The organism is Saccharomonospora azurea NA-128 (assembly GCF_000231055.2).
GTDB classification, from domain to species: Bacteria; Actinomycetota; Actinomycetes; order Mycobacteriales; family Pseudonocardiaceae; genus Saccharomonospora; species Saccharomonospora azurea.
On sequence record NZ_CM001466.1, the window covers coordinates 450,866 to 466,520 of the forward strand.

A 15,655-nucleotide genomic window follows, 5' to 3' on the forward strand; every position below is an offset into this window, starting at 1 on the left:
CGGCGCTGCATGACCTGTCCTCCCGGTCCCGCCTATAGGTTGGCACGACCGAACTGAGGCTCGCCTCAGCGCCCGGGCGTGCGCGCGTCGCGTAGGTCGCGGCGACTGACACGGCGACCATCTCGTCACGGTCGAGGTGCTGGCCGCTGAATCCGGAGATGCCTGGAAGCAGTATGCGACGGGCGACCATAGTCGGTGCCGGAGAGAAGGAACACGATGACTGTTGACGACGATGCCGCACCTGCGGTCAGACCCAGTCGCCGCCGATGGTGTTCGTCGCAGGAGCGGCAGTGGGGCTGCTCTGCCGGGGCATCATGGCAACTGTGAAGGTTGAGCTGTTCTATTTCGATGGATGCCCGAACTGGCGCCTCGCCGAGGAACGTCTCCGCGAGGCCCTCGCGGCCGCGGGCCTCGCCCCACTGGAGATCTATCACCGCACCGTCGAGACGAAAGCGGAGGCCGAAGCGCTGCATTTCCCTGGATCGCCCACCATCCTCATCGACGGGCTCGATCCTTTTCCCTCACCGCCCCAGACCCATGGGTTGTCCTGCCGCATGTACGCCACGCCAGCGGGGCTTGCCGGCGCACCCACCGTGGAACAACTCGTCCAGGCGCTCACCAACGCACGCTGAGTTGCTGTCCTACAGCACCGGGAATAGGAATGTCAGCCGCGGGGGGCGTACATGATGACCGCGACTCCGGCCAGGCAGATCAAGGCGCCGATGACATCGAATCGGTCGGGTCGATAGCCGTCAGCGATCATGCCCCAAGCCAGCGATCCGGCGACGAACACGCCACCATAGGCGGCCAGGATGCGCCCGAAGTGGGCGTCGGGCTGCAACGTCGCCACGAACCCGTACAGGCCGAGGGCGATCACTCCCGCGCCGATCCATATCCATCCTCGGTGTTCCCGGACACCTTGCCACACCAGCCAGGCGCCACCGATTTCTGCGATGGCAGCCAGCACGAACAGCACGATTGAACGCAGGACAAGCACGACGAATCTCTCTCGGACGACGACGCAAGCGGCTGAAGGCCGCACGTCGAGGGTAGTCAGTCGGTGGTGCCGAACACCTCGGCCAGCAGCGGCGCGGCGTCGGGTGAGGCGTGGACCTTCAGCTCCACCCGACCGTCTCGCAGCCGCACTGCGAATTTGAAGAAGGCGCAACAACGTTGTTCGGCAGCGGCGAGCTCGGCCACTGGCCCGGCCCGTTCGGTGGGCAGGCGGAACAATAGGCCGTCGTCGACGTTTTCCCGTTCGGCTCCGGCGAGCAGTTGCCGCCATTGGGCGATGCGTGCGGCCTGGTTTTCGGCGGTCAACGTGCACGCGATGGGAGCGGGCTCCGGCAGGGCTGGTGGCCGGCCGAGGCGGACGCCGTTGGCGCGGACGGCTGCTAGACCTTCGCGGGTGCCTTCGGTGATGAGTTCGCGGATGAACTCGGGCCAGCACGGCGAAGACGTGGAAGACCAGGCGGCCGCCTGGGGTGGTGGTGTCGAGGTTCTCGTGCGGCGAGGTGAATCCGATCCCGCGGCGACGCAGCTCGCTGACCAGGGACAGCAGGTCGGCGAGGCTGCGGCCGAGGCGGGAGAGCTCCAGGACGACGAGGTGTCGCCTTCGCGGAGGTAGTCAGGCACGCCCACAGCTCGGGTCGTTCGGCGTTCTTGCCGAACAGCTTTTCCTCGAACACCCGGATGCATTCGGCGCCGGTGAGGGCGTCGCCCTGGCGGCGCAGGCTCTGATCCCGGGTGGAGACCCGGCGTAGCCGACGCGGGCGCCGCCGCCGATCGCGTCGAGCGGGTCGCCGTCCAAAACGAGGTCAGCTGGGGTGTCGATCATCGGGCACATTCCATGATCGCGAGCAGCCCGACTGTACGACAAAGGGTCCTGATCAGGTTGTTGGATACCCCGGCTTAACACGTTTTTCCGGCACTGCGGAGCCGGTCTGGAGCCCGGTCGGCGGCCTGGTCGAGCTGCGTGTTGAGAAACGTTCCTTTTTTGAACAGGTGGCTCAGGGGTCCCGGCGTTGGCTGTTGTCGGGGTGGGTGTGGTTTTCGATGATGCGGCAGACGACGGCGTTTTCCCCGCGGCGTTGGCTGTCTCGGGCGGCCTGGCGGGCACTGGCCAGTGAGCGGCGGAGCTGGCGGAGCTCGGCGAGGGTGCGGTCGATGTCGGCGATGCGGGTGTCGAGGAGTTCGGTGACGTGCCCGCATGGGGTAGCGCCGTCGCGCTGCAGGTTGATGATGTTTTTGATCTCGGGCAGGGTCAGGCCGAGTGTTTTGGCCTGGCGGATGAACTGCAGCACGGCGACGTCGTTGTCGCTGAACAGGCGGTAGCCGGCCTGGGTGCGTTCGGCGGGTGGCAGGAGTCCTTTGGATTCCCAGAGCCGGACCGCTTTCGCGCTGACACCGGCAGCCTTGGCCGCGGTTCCCACGGTCATGTCCATCACCGCCTCCTCCCGGCCTGTTGGGTGTTCTTTCTTGACCTTACCCCTGGGGCAAGGTTTTAGCGTGTGGCTCAGGGCGGAAACCGCAGGTCAAAAGATAAAAGATGGGAGTGCGTGGTCGTGGACACGCTGGTGTTGCGGGTGTCGGGGATGTCGTGCGGCGGGTGCGAGCAGCGGATCGGCGCGGTGCTGCGCCGGGTTGAGGGGGTGCGGGAGGTCGCGGCGGATCACACCACTGGGGCGGTGCGGGTTCACGTCGGTTCGGAGCTGCTCGATCGCGGTGTGCTGGCCGAGCGGTTGGAGTCCGCCGGTTACGAGGTTGTCGAGGGGACGGGACGGTGAGCACCGCGGTCGCGGCACAGCCGGAGTTGTGGGCGGCGGAGTCCAGCCCTACGCGGCCCGGAACTCCCGAAGCTGTCCTGAGCCGCAAAGTAACTGATGAGTAGGTTTACCCCTGCGTGCGTAGCTATCACCCCAGCGCCGGACTGAGTTTGGGTGTCGGGAAACGGTCGTTTGCCGACACCTCGGACGAGCCGAGCGTTTTCGCAGGTGACCCGTGTCGACAAATCGCGTCGACAAACAACGTCGGCAAACGGTGTGATCGACTATTGTCACGCTGATGGAGATCGGCTACATGCGCGTGTCCACCGGCGACCAGAACCCCGACGCCCAGCGCGACGCGCTGATCCGCGCCGGCGTCGCCGAGGAGAACATCTACGTCGACTACACCTCCGGCGCGAAGTCCTCCCGGCCACAGTGGGACGTGGTGAACAAGGTGCTGCGCGCTGGAGACGTTCTCGTATGCACCCGCCTGGACAGAGTCGGGCGCTCGACCGCGCATCTCGTCTCACTGCTGGACGAGTTCCGCAGGCGCGACGTCGCGTTCCGGTTCCTGGAGCAGGGCATCGACACCACCACCGCTGAAGGTCGGATGGTCTACCGGATGCTGGCCGCCGTCGCCGAGTTCCAGCGCGACCTCATCGTGGCCAACACCCACGAGGGCCTGGCGGCGGCCCGCGCCCGTGGCCGGAAGGGCGGTCGGCGACCGAAGCTCACCGCGTACCAGGCCGAGCTGGCCCAGCAGCTCTACGACGCACGCGAGAAGACCGTCCAAGAGATCGCCGACCTGTTCACCGTGCCCCGCAGCACGGTCTACGGCTATCTCAACAAGTCCGACCAGCCCTCTGGCGTTTAGCGGGAGGGCTGGTCGGCTGCTCCTCACACCCGGTGGTGAGAGCTGTGTACATGACTGGGCAGCACCCGTCCGACAGACTGGTCGCGCTCGTGCTCAGCCACCCCGGTCAGCCAAGCCGCAGCCTGCGGGATGCCGTCGAGCAGGATGTCGACATCGCCGGCGGGTTGAGTGTCGACGACCTCGGCGTCGAGCTTGTAGCTGGTATCGGCAGCACCGTTGAACGCTCGTAACGGCAAGAGCCTCCGCGGTCATATGGCGGTGGGCGCAGACACCCCGACCAACCGAATCAATGCCGCGCCAGCCGCAGATTCGTCGAGACGTCCACCCGCTTGGCGTATTTACCAACGTCCGGTGCCGCCGCTAACTTTTGGGATTCACTCGAACTAGTGATGGGGGTATTACAGTAGATGCGAAGACCCTTCCTTGTTATCGCCATGGTGATTGCGTCACTTTTTGCGACGAGTGGCGCGGCACTCGCAAGTCAAGAAACGGCGAGCAACGACGAAGAACTCGTCTACCAGTCCACCTTCTATTTCGAGCAGAACCCTGACGGCTCCGTTTCTCCAACCCAATATCCGACAGGATGTGGTTTGACGGTGCTGATTTCTCGCGTTGGGAACTTCATCGACGGCGACGTCATCACTGGATGTAACTTCGCTGTTGCGAGTATCGAGCACAGTATCGAGATTCAACGGAGTCGCTGGTACGGGTGGGAAACCATGGCTACCCTGCCGTCTGATATTAGGTTCAACACCAGCAGCCACAGTAGTTTTCAGAACTACAACTGCGCGGGTACTGGGATCCACGACTTTCGGGTGATCGGGCGCGGGCAAGTCATCCCATACGGCGGCTCACCGGCGACTGCCGCAGCATACGACCAGCTAAACGAGCAGAACTGCGGATAGAGGCGCACTTGGCTTCTGGGGCCGGGTAATTGTTCTCCGGCACCAGAAGTCTGCTACTCTCTCTCTTCCGAGAGCATCGCTCGTGCGCGGTTGAGAGCCTCCTCCAGCGACTCCTGCCCTCGCAGATGGTCTTGCGACAGTGCCGCATATCCGTGGGCTGTCATCGCAGTCAACAGGTGACCAGTGTCGATCATATCGCGGCCGTCGCTCTCACTCAGTGTCCGCGCCTTGGTGAACAGCTTCTTAGCATCGTTTGAGTAGGTCACCGGGTCATGCTCGGCGGCTTGCTCTGGCCATGAGTTGCTTTGTCCTTCGGCTATAAAATTCTCAGACACTCCCAGGTCTTTCAGGGCAGCCAGGGCGATGCCTGTAGCCTGTCCCAGGCCGATGGCGAGGTGGGCGACATCGACGTGCGCGCAGCGCTTCTCTTTCGCGTCGAGCATCGCGATGCGGAGCACTTCTATCGCTGGCGCACTGAACTTTTCGAACATTGATCACTCCGAGTTCCGTCGTGTCCCGCGCCCTCGCTGGTCGTTCAACACCGGTGATGGCGACCTGTACCCCATGCGCTCAATCATGCCAAAGGTTGGCCTAGCTGCTCTGTGGGTTAGCGGCGGGTGGACCACTGATGGTGGTGTGGTGTCGGTGATCGCGCTGTTGGATTCGTTCCGGCACCAATCACCGTACGGGCGCGGCCTCACTCGCTTTCCATCAGTTAGAGCTGCTCGATGCAGCACTGAGTCCTTTGCTGCATGTCAACTCCCTTGTACATCAGTGCGTGACTACCTCACCACCGGTTCCCGCACGGCACCGCGGCCAGGTCGAGCCGGGTGTCCATGTCCAGGCGAAACCGGCCGTAGGGGTTGATGTGGGTCCAGAACAGCGGGGTCAGGGCCCGACGTTCGTCCGGGCCGATGCTGTCGTGGAACTCCGGCGCCTCGAGCACGGCCTGGAGCAGCAGCGTGTTGATGTGCACCAGCGCTGACTGAAGCAGGTGCAGCGCCAGCATGGAGACTTCGGCGTGTTCACGATCAGGGCCGGTGAGATCGCCATCCTTCCCGTAGAAGATCACGGTGTTGCCAGAGTTCCACTGTTCGACCACCTGCAACCCACCGTGAATCTCCCGGCGCAGATCCGGGGAGGCAAGGTAGTTGCAGGCGAAGATGGTGCGCACCGCCCGGCCCAGCTCCTCCAGAGCCTGATAAGTGGGGTGTTTCGGCCCGCCGCGAGTGAACCGGCGCAAGATTGACTCCGACTCCGCGGTGCCCAGCCGCAGGGCAGTGGCGTACTTGACCATCTGGTCGTACTGCTGAGCGATCAGCTCCCACCGGATCGGCCGGGTCAGCACCGGCCCCAGCTGGCCGTAAACCTCGCCGTCATCGGGTCGGTACAGGCGAATTGAGCCGATGTTCTTCAATCGGGGCAGCAGCCGGAACCCGAGCAGCTCGGTGAACGCGAAACCCACCACCGACGCGCCGTGGGTGTCGACGTAGTTGGTGTCGATCTCGACGTCGGTGCAGTGCCGCAATAGCCCCTCGATCATCGCCGCCACCTCGGAGGAGGAACAGTGCTTCAACTGGGAGTAGATGCAGGTGGAGCGACGTTCGACGTGCCAATAGATCATCACCCCCGGCCCGCCGTAGCGCTGATGCCACTCGGTCATCAGGTTCGACTCCCACGAGCCGAACTTCTTCGAATCTGAGGCGCACGCGGTGCCCGAGCCCCACCAGTTCGGGTCTCGCACCTCGAACGTGGCGTTGACCAGCTTAGCGATGGCCCGCCGTAGGTTGTCGCGGGTGATGAAATGCCTGCGTACATGCCGCAGCGCCGCCTCGGTCTCGCCATGCTCCCCGGTGGCCACAATCGCCTTGATGCCCATGTTCGTGCCCAGCGCGAATAGGCACAGCAGCAACCGCCGACGCAGCGTGTCTCGGTCGATCACCTCCCGAGAGGCCACCGAGGTGAACTCAGTGGTGAACTCGGTCAGAAAGTCGGAATCCTTGAGCACATCCAGCAGGTCAAGGGTGCCCCACCGGCGAGACACCTCGTCTTTGATCGTCTGGAGCCGCTGCGGCTCGGGCAGCCGCTCGAGCTTGGGCACGGTGATCCACGGCTCGCCACGCCGCGTGATGATCTTCACCCCGCCTGCTGAGCCGTCCACCAGCGCCCGGTCCAGTCGAGCCAGCGCGTCGGCCATCCGGCGTTGCAGGCCGGTAATGAACTCGGTCGGGCGGTCGGCTGCCGCAGCGCGGCGTAGTGCACCTCACGACTGGCCTCGAAATCACCGGGCAAGTCCTCTTCCGGGTTACGCCACCGGTTGCCCCCGACTACATAGATCTCTCGCCGGCGCAGCGCGTCCCGCAGCGCGACCAGCACGCACAGCTCGTACGGGATGCGTTCGATCCGGCCACGCTCGTCAACCACCGCTTCCCGCCACGCCTTGGGCACCACCCCATCGATCGGCACCGCCGCGCCTTCCGCGTAGAAGCGGACCTTGCCGTCGGTGGCCGCGTAGCGGGCCAACAGGTCAAGCGCCTGCATCACTGGCCGATAGGCGGTGTTGTTGCAGCGAAACTCCAGTGCCGACAGCAGCGGCGGCAGCATCCGCCGGTAGTGATTCGAGTAAGAGCTCCGCAGCACGGTGCGTACTCGGGCCTGGAATACCTGCTCGTTGGCCTTCGCTTCCTTGACAAGCTCTCGTAGGGTCTTCTCACCCACCACCGGATACAGCGCGGTCCGCACGGCCTCGTCGGGGTGCTCGACGGCGGCCTCGGCCAGCCGGAACAGGATGCTTTCCTTGCCTCGCACCCGCCGCAGGTCCTCGGTCAGCTCCCGCTCTACCCGCCGATCCGCCCGCGTATTGACCTTGTGAATCAGACCGATGAGCAAGTCCACCAGAGCGTCGGTGATCTCCGCAGCCCGCACCCAGCACAGCGCGGCCAGAAGGGTCAGCCGCACGGACCGCGGTGCTGCCCGCAGGTCCGAGGGATAAGAGCGTGCTGCGCGCGCACGCCATGCCTCCATCAACTTTTCTGACGCATCGGCAAACAACCCCGCCGGCAGGTCCAGAGCTCGCACCGCGGACAGCTTGTCGATCTTCCTCAACAGCGTCTCTAGTCCGACTTGGCCGGGGTCGGCCTTCAACTCCGCCAGCAACCCACCACGTCCGGGACCGGTGTCGTCGCTCAGCAGTGCTTCCAGCCGTTCAGCGCATTCGGCATCCAGCCGGGAACAGGTCAGGTCGCAGAACCGCTTCTCGAACGCTGCCCGGGCCGAACCGACGATCCGGTCGATCCGGCCCGGCGGTTCGATCCGCTCGGTGCGGCACCGTACCAGCAGCGCCGCACGCAACTGTTCTTCCCGCAACTCAACCGGGCAGACTTCCTCGGCCAGCCACCCCGCGAGCTTGTCCTCATCACCCCGTGTGAACTCGCGGAACCCGAACGCGGCACGCACCTGCGCCCGGTGATACTCAATCGTCCGGCCCGACCACTCGTAGCCAGTGAACACCTCCGGGTCCACCTTCAGCTGCTCGGCGAGATACACCACCGCCGCAGTCGGCACCTCCGACGCCGACCGCGGGAACCGCGCCTCGATCTCGAAGAACTTCAACAACACCGCGAAGCCCAGGCGCGTCGCGCCGGTCTTGTTGCCCACCAGCGACCAGTCCTCGCCGACCAGCGTCCACGACGCCACCAGCTCCTCGTCCGACCACTCCATCTGCATGGCACCGGACCATAGAAGACCGCTGTAATACAGCTCACAGCGAGTCGGCTACTCACTGGTTACTTTGCGGCTCAGGGCAGCTTCGGGAGTTCCAGGCCTACGCCGGGGCATGAGCGGATTCGGGCGCGGATTTCGGGGCTGCATTGCTCGTTGTGCACCGGCACGATCGAGAAAGCCTTGGGCCGGCTGGACGGGGTCGAAACGGTGGCGGTGAGCCTGACCCACGAGCAGGCCCTGGTCGACTACGACCCAGCCATTGTCGAGCCTGAGCGGATCTTGGGCACGCTGCGCGATATCGGTTATGAGCTGTACGACCCGCGTAAGCTGCGCCCCTTCGAAGACGAGGAGCGTGATCTGGTCCGCGAAGGCCGCCGGTTGTTGGCCGCGATCGCCGCATCGTTGGCGGCGATCGGGTTGATCGCCGAGGTCACCGGTATCTGGTCGGTGCTGGTGCCGTTGAGCGTGATCGTGCTGATGGTGCCGCTGTCGTATGCACTGCTGCGCCCTGCCGGTACGGTCAAGGCCCTATTCGGGGCGACCGGGATCGTGGCGCCAGGGGTGGCGGCTTTAGCGGCCCGCGCCACCGGGGTGCTAGGGCCGCCTGTGGTCGGTTGGGTGGCCGGGGCACTGGCCGTCGGGGTCGTGGTCGGGGTGGCTGCGCACATCCTGCGGATGGCCTATCAGTCCGCGCGGCGCGGGATGCTCAACCAGCACGTGCTGCTGGAGATCGGCGCGTTCGCCGGCATCGCCGGCGGGATCATCGGGCTGACCGGGATATTGCCGGGCTATCCCACGGCGGCGTTCTTCGCTGTGTCGGTGCTGGTGGCCAACTACCACATCTTCTCGGAGTGGCTGTCGCTGCTGGTCAAGACCCGCTCCAGCCAGTCGATCAAGAAGCTGCTGGACCTACAGCCCGACCTGGCCCGCCTGGTCACCGACGACGGCAGCGAGTCGGAGGTGCCCGTCGAGCAGGTTGAGGTGGGTCAGCTGGTGCGGGTGCGGCCCGGCGAGCGCATCCCGCTGGACGGGCGCATCCGCTCCGGGTACTCGGCCATCGACTTCTCCCTGGTTACCGGGGAACCAGTGCCTGTCGAGCGCGGAGTGGGCGAGGAGGTCGTGGGTGGGGCGATCAACGGCACCGGCAGCCTGCTGATCGAGGTCACCGCCACCGGGGCGGAAGGATTCCTGGCCCAGGTGGTACGTCACGTGGAGGACGCCCGGGCGCTCAAGCCCGGCATCCTGCACCTGGTCGACAAAGTGCTGCGCGTCTACACCCCCACCGTGCTCACCGTCTCCGCGATCGCTCTCCTGGGTTGGCTGGGCGCTAGCTGGGCGATCTCGGGGCAGCCGGATGTGCACCGGGCCGTGTTCGCCGCACTCGGGGTGCTGGTGATGGGCTACCCGTGCGCGGTGGGGATCGCCGCGCCGCTGGCGATCGTGCGCGGTACCGGGCACGCCGCCGACCGGGGCATCATCATGCGCACCGGCGAAGCGTTCCAGACCTTCCGGCTGGTGCGCCGCGTCGTGCTGGACAAGACCGGCACCCTCACCCAAGGCCGCCCCACCGTGCGCGCTGTCGAAGCCGCCGACGGCGACACCGCCGGGCTGCTGGCGCTGGCCGCCGCGGCCGAGCACCACTCCGAGCACCCCTTGGCCCGCGCCGTGGTCAGTGCCGCCGAGGACGCCGGCGTGACGGTGGGCCAGGCGCACGACTTCGAGTCGATGACCGGCTCCGGGGTGCGCGCCACCGTCGACGGCCAGCACGTCCTGGTGGGCCGCCCAGGACTGCTCACCGACATCGGCGTGGACCTGACCGGAATGTCGGACTGGATCACCGCGCAGGAAGCCACCGGGCACACCGTCATCGTGGTGGCCGCCGACCACGTGCTGCGGGGTGCGCTCGCACTCGGCGACCAGCTGCGGCCCGACGCCGCCGAAGCTGTGGCGGCCATGCGTCAAGCGGGGATGGACCCGGTGTTGGTCACCGGCGACAACGAGCGCGCCGCACGCCACGTCGCCGACCAACTCGGCATCACCGAGATCCACGCCGGGGTGCGCCCGGAGGGCAAGGCCGCAATTGTGCGCGAGCTACAGGCCGACGGCACCCGGGTGGCCATGGTCGGCGATGGCATCAACGACGCACCCGCCCTGATGCAGGCCGACGTGGGCCTGGCCGCCGGCGGCGGCACCGACATCGCCGTGGAATCCGCCGACATCGTGCTCCTGCGCGAAGACGTCCACGCGGTGCTCGACGCCCGGGAGATCAGTACCCGCGCCTACGGGCGCACCCGGGCCAACGTGGGCTTGGCCTTCACCTTCAACGGCCTGGGCATCCCGCTGGCTTCCACCGGGCTGATCTCCCCGGTGTGGGCCATGATCGCCATGGCCGCCTCGGTGACCACGATCTTCCTCAACTCCTTCGGCACCCGCCCCTCCCTGCTGATCAACGCCATCGCCAGCGTCGGCCGCACTCGAGGCGCAGCAGGCCAGCAGTCCCCCGAACCGGCGGTGCCCTGACCGGCCACGACAACACCAGATCTCTCCTGACATCACCCGCTGCCGGCGCGCAGGGATCGACCTGCGCGCCAGCAGCGGAAGACCTTGTCCAGAAACTCTCCGCCCAAGGAAAAGACGTGTCTGATCCACTGACAAGGCCCGCCGCACCGCGGGGGATGCTGGCGCTGCTGACTGCTGCCGCATTTGTGATTTGCGCGCAGAAGTGAACCAGCGGGTCGCGCGGCATCGACCGATCGTAAAGGGAGCCAGACTTTCTAACGACGCAGAGGCTGGGGCGAGTGCTTAGCAGCTTAGACATCTGGTCGGCCCCAAGATGGTCGGGTCTCGTGCGTGCTGCCTGTGATGTCAGATCGAGGTGGCATAGTCGTTCCCGTGCCTCACATCATGCGGCAGGACACCAGCCGCGTTTCCGATCTCGACCTTGGTTTGGCGACGTATGCCGACTCAGTGCACCAACTGATCGCAGGGCTCGCTGAGGATGAGATGCCGGATGTCGAGGTCGATCTCCTCTGGACCCCGGACTTCGTCGCAACCACGCAGGAGATCCTCGATGTAGCCCGAGTAGATGGCGGGCAAACAGTCACGTACGGGGCTGATCGACTCGGCGGGACGGCCGTGGCCAAAAACATCGCACAGAGCGCGGACTCGTCCCGGGTAACGATCGTTGTGAACCACAACGTGCTCAGCACCGCGGTTGATGAGCAGACCACCGCGCACTCGATCTTCGTGTTGGCACACGAACTCACCCACCCGCTGATCAACCGCATGCGTGCCGATTCGGGTGTGCTCGATGACGTGCCGTTCCCCTCAGAAACTCCAACGGAATTGGCCAGGAGCATCACACGTACGGCAACCGATGAGTACCGCGCGGACCGAATCGCGAGCATCATTCTCGGCCACTTCGCTTCTGCCGAACAGGATGGCGAACGGGTTCGGCTCCACCAGGGACACATATGGGCTGGTGTCGAGGACTACCGTGAGCAACTCGCACAGGTCCTGGACTCGCATATTCACCCTGGCTGGCCTGACCTTGTCCAGAGCTATCGGGAATGCCGGACGAGCCTCGACGCCCTGTGGAGGCAAGTGGTTACGGAGACCGACCAGGTCTTCACCCTCCTCGCCCACGCGCAAGCCTGCGAGGACGCTTCCCAAACTGGTGGGCCCTTCGCGGGTCCGATGATGACCAGCAACCCAGGCGCCAGCCTTTACCTTGAACCTGCGTGGACACAAGTTCTGACCGCAGTGCACGACACATCCCTACTGCCCTCACGCGAAGACTTCGCCGCTGCGGATCTGGCCGTGGCCAGGTTTGGAGAGGTCGCGATCAAGTCGATATGGGAGGAGCTGGGTCTCACCTTCGATGAGTACGAAGACCGTTCGTACTACATACATGTGGCACAACCGATGCGGTAGGCAAGCACGCCGTTCGTGATCGACGGGTCACCAGGTGCGGGTGAGAGCTCACCAGGCTCAAGCCTCGGTTTACTTGCACCCGTGAGGTCACGGCTTCCATTCAGTTCACCGAACCTGCGGCCGCCAGCTAATCCGGCCGGAATCGCTGTTCACAGCAAGCCGGAAACCGGGCACTGGGCGATGAGGGACGGCACCGTGGAGGTCGCGCGAACGTGGGCGGCGGCCGACGGTGCGACCCAGTCGAAGAGCTCCTCGATGTCGCGTAATCGGTCATGAAGACCGGAGGTTGTCGAGAAGACCGGCTCGTTGTGGGCGAGGCGATTGCGGAACTTGTTGATGCGGGCGACCCGCTCGTGGACTTCGCCGCGCGTGGGGGTGCCGTGGAAAGCACGCCGGAGCATCGGCGTCCAGAACGTGGCGGTCCGGTCGCGGTCGGTGAGCTTGACCCAGAACCCGAACGTCGTGGCCGCGAGGACCTTGCCGTGGTTCGGGGTCGCGCCGAGGCCACGCTTCGCTGCGGTGAGCGCCGCCACGCTGCCTTTGTTCAGCTCGACCTGCTTGGTGACTGCCCGGCCATGGCCCTGTGTCCGGCGAAACAGGTCGCTGTCGGGATCGACCGACCAGTTCGGGAAGCGCTTGCTCAGCTCGCGGTCGTAGGCGTTACGTAGGGCTACCTCGAGGTGGCAGGTGTCGACCAGAGCTGCGGCTGCCAGCTGGCTATTCCAGCAGTAGAGCTCAAGCGCTAGGTCGCGGTCCTGGTTGCAGGCAGCCAGGTAGGTATTCAAGCGGGGAGCACTCAGCCATGATTGCAAGTCGGCCATGGAGAGCGTCGAACGTGCGCCTTGGGCGGTGGCGGCCATCACGGTGTTGGTTTGCTCCCCGGCTGTCACATGCGTATCCTAGGGGCATCGCCCCGCGGCAACTGTCCTCTGGCGCGGCTCGAGAGAGCCGGGTTAGGCACCGCGGGGCTTAGTCATTTCTGCAGCCAGTTCGAACAGGGGCGCGAAGTGGCTTCGAGCTCGCTGGCCAGGTGGTCGCCGACGTCGACATCATTCTGTGCGGACGCTGCCGGTGTGACGTGATCGAGCACGTTCGCACCGAACCGCCGCGCTGACGTCGCGGGCCCGGCCGCGGCTGGTCGACGTACAGTGGCAGTCGCCAAGTCGACACCCACCCAAATCGATCCTGACAGGCGAACAGGAACCATCCCGATAGGCAGGATGGTCGACGAGCAGCCCGCCAAAGATCGGCCCAACTGCGCTTTCTCTGTTTCCGCAGTTCAAAGGCCTTCACTGTCCGGCATTCCTGGCAGACAGGCGGGCCAATTGGCATGGTTGAGCGGATGCTCGGAGCCGTGCCAGGTGAAGGTGAAACCGGCCTTAGCAAGCTCCTCACACGCCGCCAGAGCCTCCACGCCGATGCCGACGTCCGTGACCAGCGCGAGCGCCTAGCCCCGATGCGTCGCGGAACTTCCGCTAGTGATCTCTCGTGCCCGCTGAGCTGCGTGTTCGTCAGGTGCCCACAGCCAGGTCATGCGCGGGCTGGTGGAGACCTGTAACTCGGTCATGTCACCACCGTCGGCAACTGCCCGCCCAGCTCAGCGATAGCGTCGATGACCGTCCCACTCTGCTCCAGGTCTCCATCGACGGTCCAGCCGTAGTACGTATCGGTCGGCCATCGGGTGCACATCGGCCAGGATCGCGTCGACCAGAACGGTGAGATCTTCGTCGTTGTCCTCGGTGCCGCTGCTGCTGCCTTGCAGGCTCCACTCCGCGTGCCAGGACACGTAACTATCCTCGGGATCGTCGTCGCATACTGTCCGGAACAGCTCAATCTCCACTCCGCGTTTCGGAAGCCGCGGTCCGCTTTGGCTGCACGGCGTTCACGAGCGCGGCGAAATTGACGGGATTCAGTCACCCCAGGGGTATCGGCAACACGGTCCGCCTACTGGAGAACGCGAAGGGCAGCGCGAGGCGCGTTCCTCAAGCCTGCGGGGCTCGTCGAAGGAGATCGTCCATGCTTCGCCGAGCAGCGACTGCAGCTGCGCGTGCGCCTCGTGCACTATCCGCGTACGGGGCCGTGTTGTCTCGCTCATAGCCATGGCAAGTTAAGTGATGAGGGGCGAACCCAGCCATTGAGTGATGCTGCTGGGCGTTCCGGTAGCGCACACAGACAACAACGTCAGCGCTGGTCACCTGCGCACGACCGGAAGTAGCCCCATGGTCTCTGACCGTACCTGTGAAAGCGCAAGAGTTGATTTTTGGCTTCCGCTACCGGAAAGCCTGATAGGGGAGGTCGGCCAGTACGGCACGCAGTTCACCGATGGTGCGTGCCTGAGTGGCTTCATTGCTGCGCTGCTCGAATTCGTCCAGTGTCAGCCGCCCGGCAGCGACATGCGTCTGCAGCGTTTCGATGACCTGTTGCCGATCGACATCCGCGGCACGTTGACTGTCGGGGACCGATGTCTCGCGAATCGGCTCGGCTGGGCGCGGTGGCGGGGTGAGACGATGCTGTGCAGCGGGTGCAAGCAGCCCCCGAGCAGCCCACATGCCACCAGCGACAAGGACCACTAGCGCCACCAGGCCAATAATCGCCCAGATGAGTGTCCCGACCATCATACCGCCCATCATGCAACCCATCGCGGCGACTGCCTTCCACCTGCATGCCGTTACCTAGGGCAACACGCCCTGAGCCCGAGGCTTCCTCGGTCAGCGTGCCTGCTAACCAGTATCCGCCTGCTCTTTGCCGGCTGCCGCTGGTGGAGCGCCAGCCGACGAGACGGACGCAAGGGCGTGTTAGCAGCGGGCCAAGGCCGTATCACATCCACGACCTTCCGTGGCGGTGCCCGGCCGGGCGTGGGTTCAGCAGCATTTGTAGCCGCAGGCCTCGGGCGGGCCGCCCGGGTCGTCGCAGCAGTAGGTCAGCATCAGGATCATCTCCTTTTCGGTGTGGATGCTGGTGTGGTGTGCAGCGCGGCGAGGATGAGTAGCGCGGCGCCGCCGATGATGAGCGCGTCGGCGAGGTTGAAGGTGGGCCACCAGCCGGTGTGTAGGTAGTCGGTGACCACGCCGTCGATGCCGCGGTCGGCGAGGTTGGCCACGGCTCCGGCCAGCATGGTGGCCAGGCCGAGACGCGTGGCGAGGTTGGCGGTGGGGGCGGTCCGCCAGGCGAAGACCGCCAGCCCGGCGGTGATCAGTGCGGTGGCAGTGAGCACGATCCAGCTGGGCAGGGTGGCGCCGAGGCTGAAGGCGACGCCGGGGTTGTAGGCCAGGCGCAGCTGGAGCAGTCCGAGGTCGATGGAGTGGCCGTCGGCCAGCGCGTGGGTGGTCCAGGTTTTCACCGCGAGGTCACCGGGGTTTCGGTGCGGGTCACGCCGAGGCCCCCACCGGCGCGGGCCGTGCCGCCACAGGCGTGCCGCCGGGCAGTGTGGGTACGGCCTCGGGGAACAACGGAAC

17 protein-coding genes and 1 pseudogene are annotated in these 15,655 nt (G+C 65.5%); 6 read left to right on the forward strand and 12 right to left on the reverse strand.

The window, feature by feature from the left end; all coding sequences use genetic code 11:
- Window positions 1-314 precede the first annotated feature (314 nt).
- Window positions 315-632 (forward strand): DF family (seleno)protein, encoded by a 318-nt coding sequence (locus SACAZDRAFT_RS02085; protein ID WP_408638063.1) that lies wholly within the window; start codon window positions 315-317, stop codon window positions 630-632.
- Window positions 633-664: 32 nt separating this feature from the next.
- On the opposite strand, the gene SACAZDRAFT_RS02090 is transcribed toward SACAZDRAFT_RS02085, so the two are convergent.
- From SACAZDRAFT_RS02090 to SACAZDRAFT_RS02100, 4 genes and pseudogenes are all read right to left on the reverse strand, one after another.
- Entirely contained in the window at window positions 665-997 is a 333-nt protein-coding gene (locus tag SACAZDRAFT_RS02090; RefSeq protein WP_005438185.1) for a YnfA family protein, read from the reverse strand.
- A gap of 56 nt (window positions 998-1,053) precedes the next feature.
- Window positions 1,054-1,320, reverse strand: coding sequence for a hypothetical protein (locus SACAZDRAFT_RS23565; protein ID WP_050983442.1), 267 nt, complete (start codon window positions 1,318-1,320; stop codon window positions 1,054-1,056).
- Window positions 1,321-1,471: 151 nt separating this feature from the next.
- Window positions 1,472-1,597 (reverse strand): annotated as a pseudogene (locus SACAZDRAFT_RS24055) (recombinase family protein); the annotation flags it as partial.
- Window positions 1,598-2,009: 412 nt separating this feature from the next.
- Complete coding sequence (locus SACAZDRAFT_RS02100) at window positions 2,010-2,444, reverse strand: heavy metal-responsive transcriptional regulator (RefSeq protein ID WP_005438186.1); 435 nt, start codon at window positions 2,442-2,444, stop codon at window positions 2,010-2,012.
- A 120-nt stretch (window positions 2,445-2,564) separates the two neighbouring features.
- On the opposite strand from SACAZDRAFT_RS02100, the gene SACAZDRAFT_RS02105 reads away from it, so the two are divergent.
- Window positions 2,565-2,786 carry a heavy-metal-associated domain-containing protein gene (locus tag SACAZDRAFT_RS02105; protein WP_005438188.1) on the forward strand — a complete coding sequence of 74 codons (222 nt, stop codon included), beginning with the start codon at window positions 2,565-2,567 and terminating at the stop codon, window positions 2,784-2,786.
- 277 nt (window positions 2,787-3,063) lie between these two features.
- Window positions 3,064-3,639: a recombinase family protein gene (locus tag SACAZDRAFT_RS02110; RefSeq protein ID WP_197322146.1), complete on the forward strand. Its 576-nt coding sequence runs from the start codon at window positions 3,064-3,066 to the stop codon at window positions 3,637-3,639.
- A gap of 23 nt (window positions 3,640-3,662) precedes the next feature.
- On the opposite strand, the gene SACAZDRAFT_RS23105 is transcribed toward SACAZDRAFT_RS02110, so the two are convergent.
- Window positions 3,663-3,875: a hypothetical protein gene (locus tag SACAZDRAFT_RS23105; protein WP_197322145.1), complete on the reverse strand. Its 213-nt coding sequence runs from the start codon at window positions 3,873-3,875 to the stop codon at window positions 3,663-3,665.
- Between the two features lie 171 nt (window positions 3,876-4,046).
- Here SACAZDRAFT_RS23105 and SACAZDRAFT_RS22825 point away from each other — a divergent pair, with 171 nt between their 5' ends.
- Window positions 4,047-4,544 (forward strand): hypothetical protein, encoded by a 498-nt coding sequence (locus tag SACAZDRAFT_RS22825; RefSeq protein WP_157606911.1) that lies wholly within the window; start codon window positions 4,047-4,049, stop codon window positions 4,542-4,544.
- Between the two features lie 53 nt (window positions 4,545-4,597).
- On the opposite strand, the gene SACAZDRAFT_RS02120 is transcribed toward SACAZDRAFT_RS22825, so the two are convergent.
- The 3 genes from SACAZDRAFT_RS02120 to SACAZDRAFT_RS24115 all read right to left on the reverse strand — a co-directional run bounded on the left by SACAZDRAFT_RS02120 (window position 4,598) and on the right by SACAZDRAFT_RS24115 (window position 8,270).
- Window positions 4,598-5,035 (reverse strand): Clp protease N-terminal domain-containing protein, encoded by a 438-nt coding sequence (locus SACAZDRAFT_RS02120; protein WP_005438194.1) that lies wholly within the window; start codon window positions 5,033-5,035, stop codon window positions 4,598-4,600.
- Between the two features lie 296 nt (window positions 5,036-5,331).
- The gene (locus tag SACAZDRAFT_RS24110; protein ID WP_408638057.1) at window positions 5,332-6,741 is read right to left on the reverse strand and encodes a transposase; all 1,410 of its coding nucleotides are present in this window, start codon (window positions 6,739-6,741) and stop codon (window positions 5,332-5,334) included.
- A complete protein-coding gene (locus SACAZDRAFT_RS24115) occupies window positions 6,681-8,270 on the reverse strand; it encodes a DUF4158 domain-containing protein (protein WP_408638058.1) in 1,590 nt (529 codons plus the stop codon). Before SACAZDRAFT_RS24115 ends, SACAZDRAFT_RS24110 begins: the two co-directional genes overlap by 61 nt.
- Before the next feature lie 150 nt (window positions 8,271-8,420).
- Between SACAZDRAFT_RS24115 and SACAZDRAFT_RS02130 the strand changes: the two genes are divergently transcribed.
- Both SACAZDRAFT_RS02130 and SACAZDRAFT_RS02135 read left to right on the forward strand, forming a co-directional pair.
- Window positions 8,421-10,787 (forward strand): heavy metal translocating P-type ATPase, encoded by a 2,367-nt coding sequence (locus tag SACAZDRAFT_RS02130; RefSeq protein ID WP_005438198.1) that lies wholly within the window; start codon window positions 8,421-8,423, stop codon window positions 10,785-10,787.
- 372 nt (window positions 10,788-11,159) lie between these two features.
- Window positions 11,160-12,200, forward strand: a complete 1,041-nt coding sequence (locus tag SACAZDRAFT_RS02135) for a hypothetical protein (protein WP_232283660.1) — start codon at window positions 11,160-11,162, stop codon at window positions 12,198-12,200.
- Between the two features lie 149 nt (window positions 12,201-12,349).
- Here the strand turns inward: SACAZDRAFT_RS02135 and SACAZDRAFT_RS02140 are convergent, their stop codons facing one another.
- From SACAZDRAFT_RS02140 to SACAZDRAFT_RS02150, 4 genes are all read right to left on the reverse strand, one after another.
- Window positions 12,350-13,090 carry an Abi family protein gene (locus SACAZDRAFT_RS02140; protein WP_005438202.1) on the reverse strand — a complete coding sequence of 247 codons (741 nt, stop codon included), beginning with the start codon at window positions 13,088-13,090 and terminating at the stop codon, window positions 12,350-12,352.
- A gap of 707 nt (window positions 13,091-13,797) precedes the next feature.
- The gene (locus SACAZDRAFT_RS22830) at window positions 13,798-14,040 is read right to left on the reverse strand and encodes a hypothetical protein (protein ID WP_198283893.1); all 243 of its coding nucleotides are present in this window, start codon (window positions 14,038-14,040) and stop codon (window positions 13,798-13,800) included.
- Between the two features lie 430 nt (window positions 14,041-14,470).
- Window positions 14,471-14,818 carry a DUF1707 SHOCT-like domain-containing protein gene (locus SACAZDRAFT_RS22235; protein WP_157606912.1) on the reverse strand — a complete coding sequence of 116 codons (348 nt, stop codon included), beginning with the start codon at window positions 14,816-14,818 and terminating at the stop codon, window positions 14,471-14,473.
- A 314-nt stretch (window positions 14,819-15,132) separates the two neighbouring features.
- The gene (locus tag SACAZDRAFT_RS02150) at window positions 15,133-15,540 is read right to left on the reverse strand and encodes a signal peptidase II (protein ID WP_005438210.1); all 408 of its coding nucleotides are present in this window, start codon (window positions 15,538-15,540) and stop codon (window positions 15,133-15,135) included.
- Window positions 15,541-15,655: the final 115 nt, after the last annotated feature.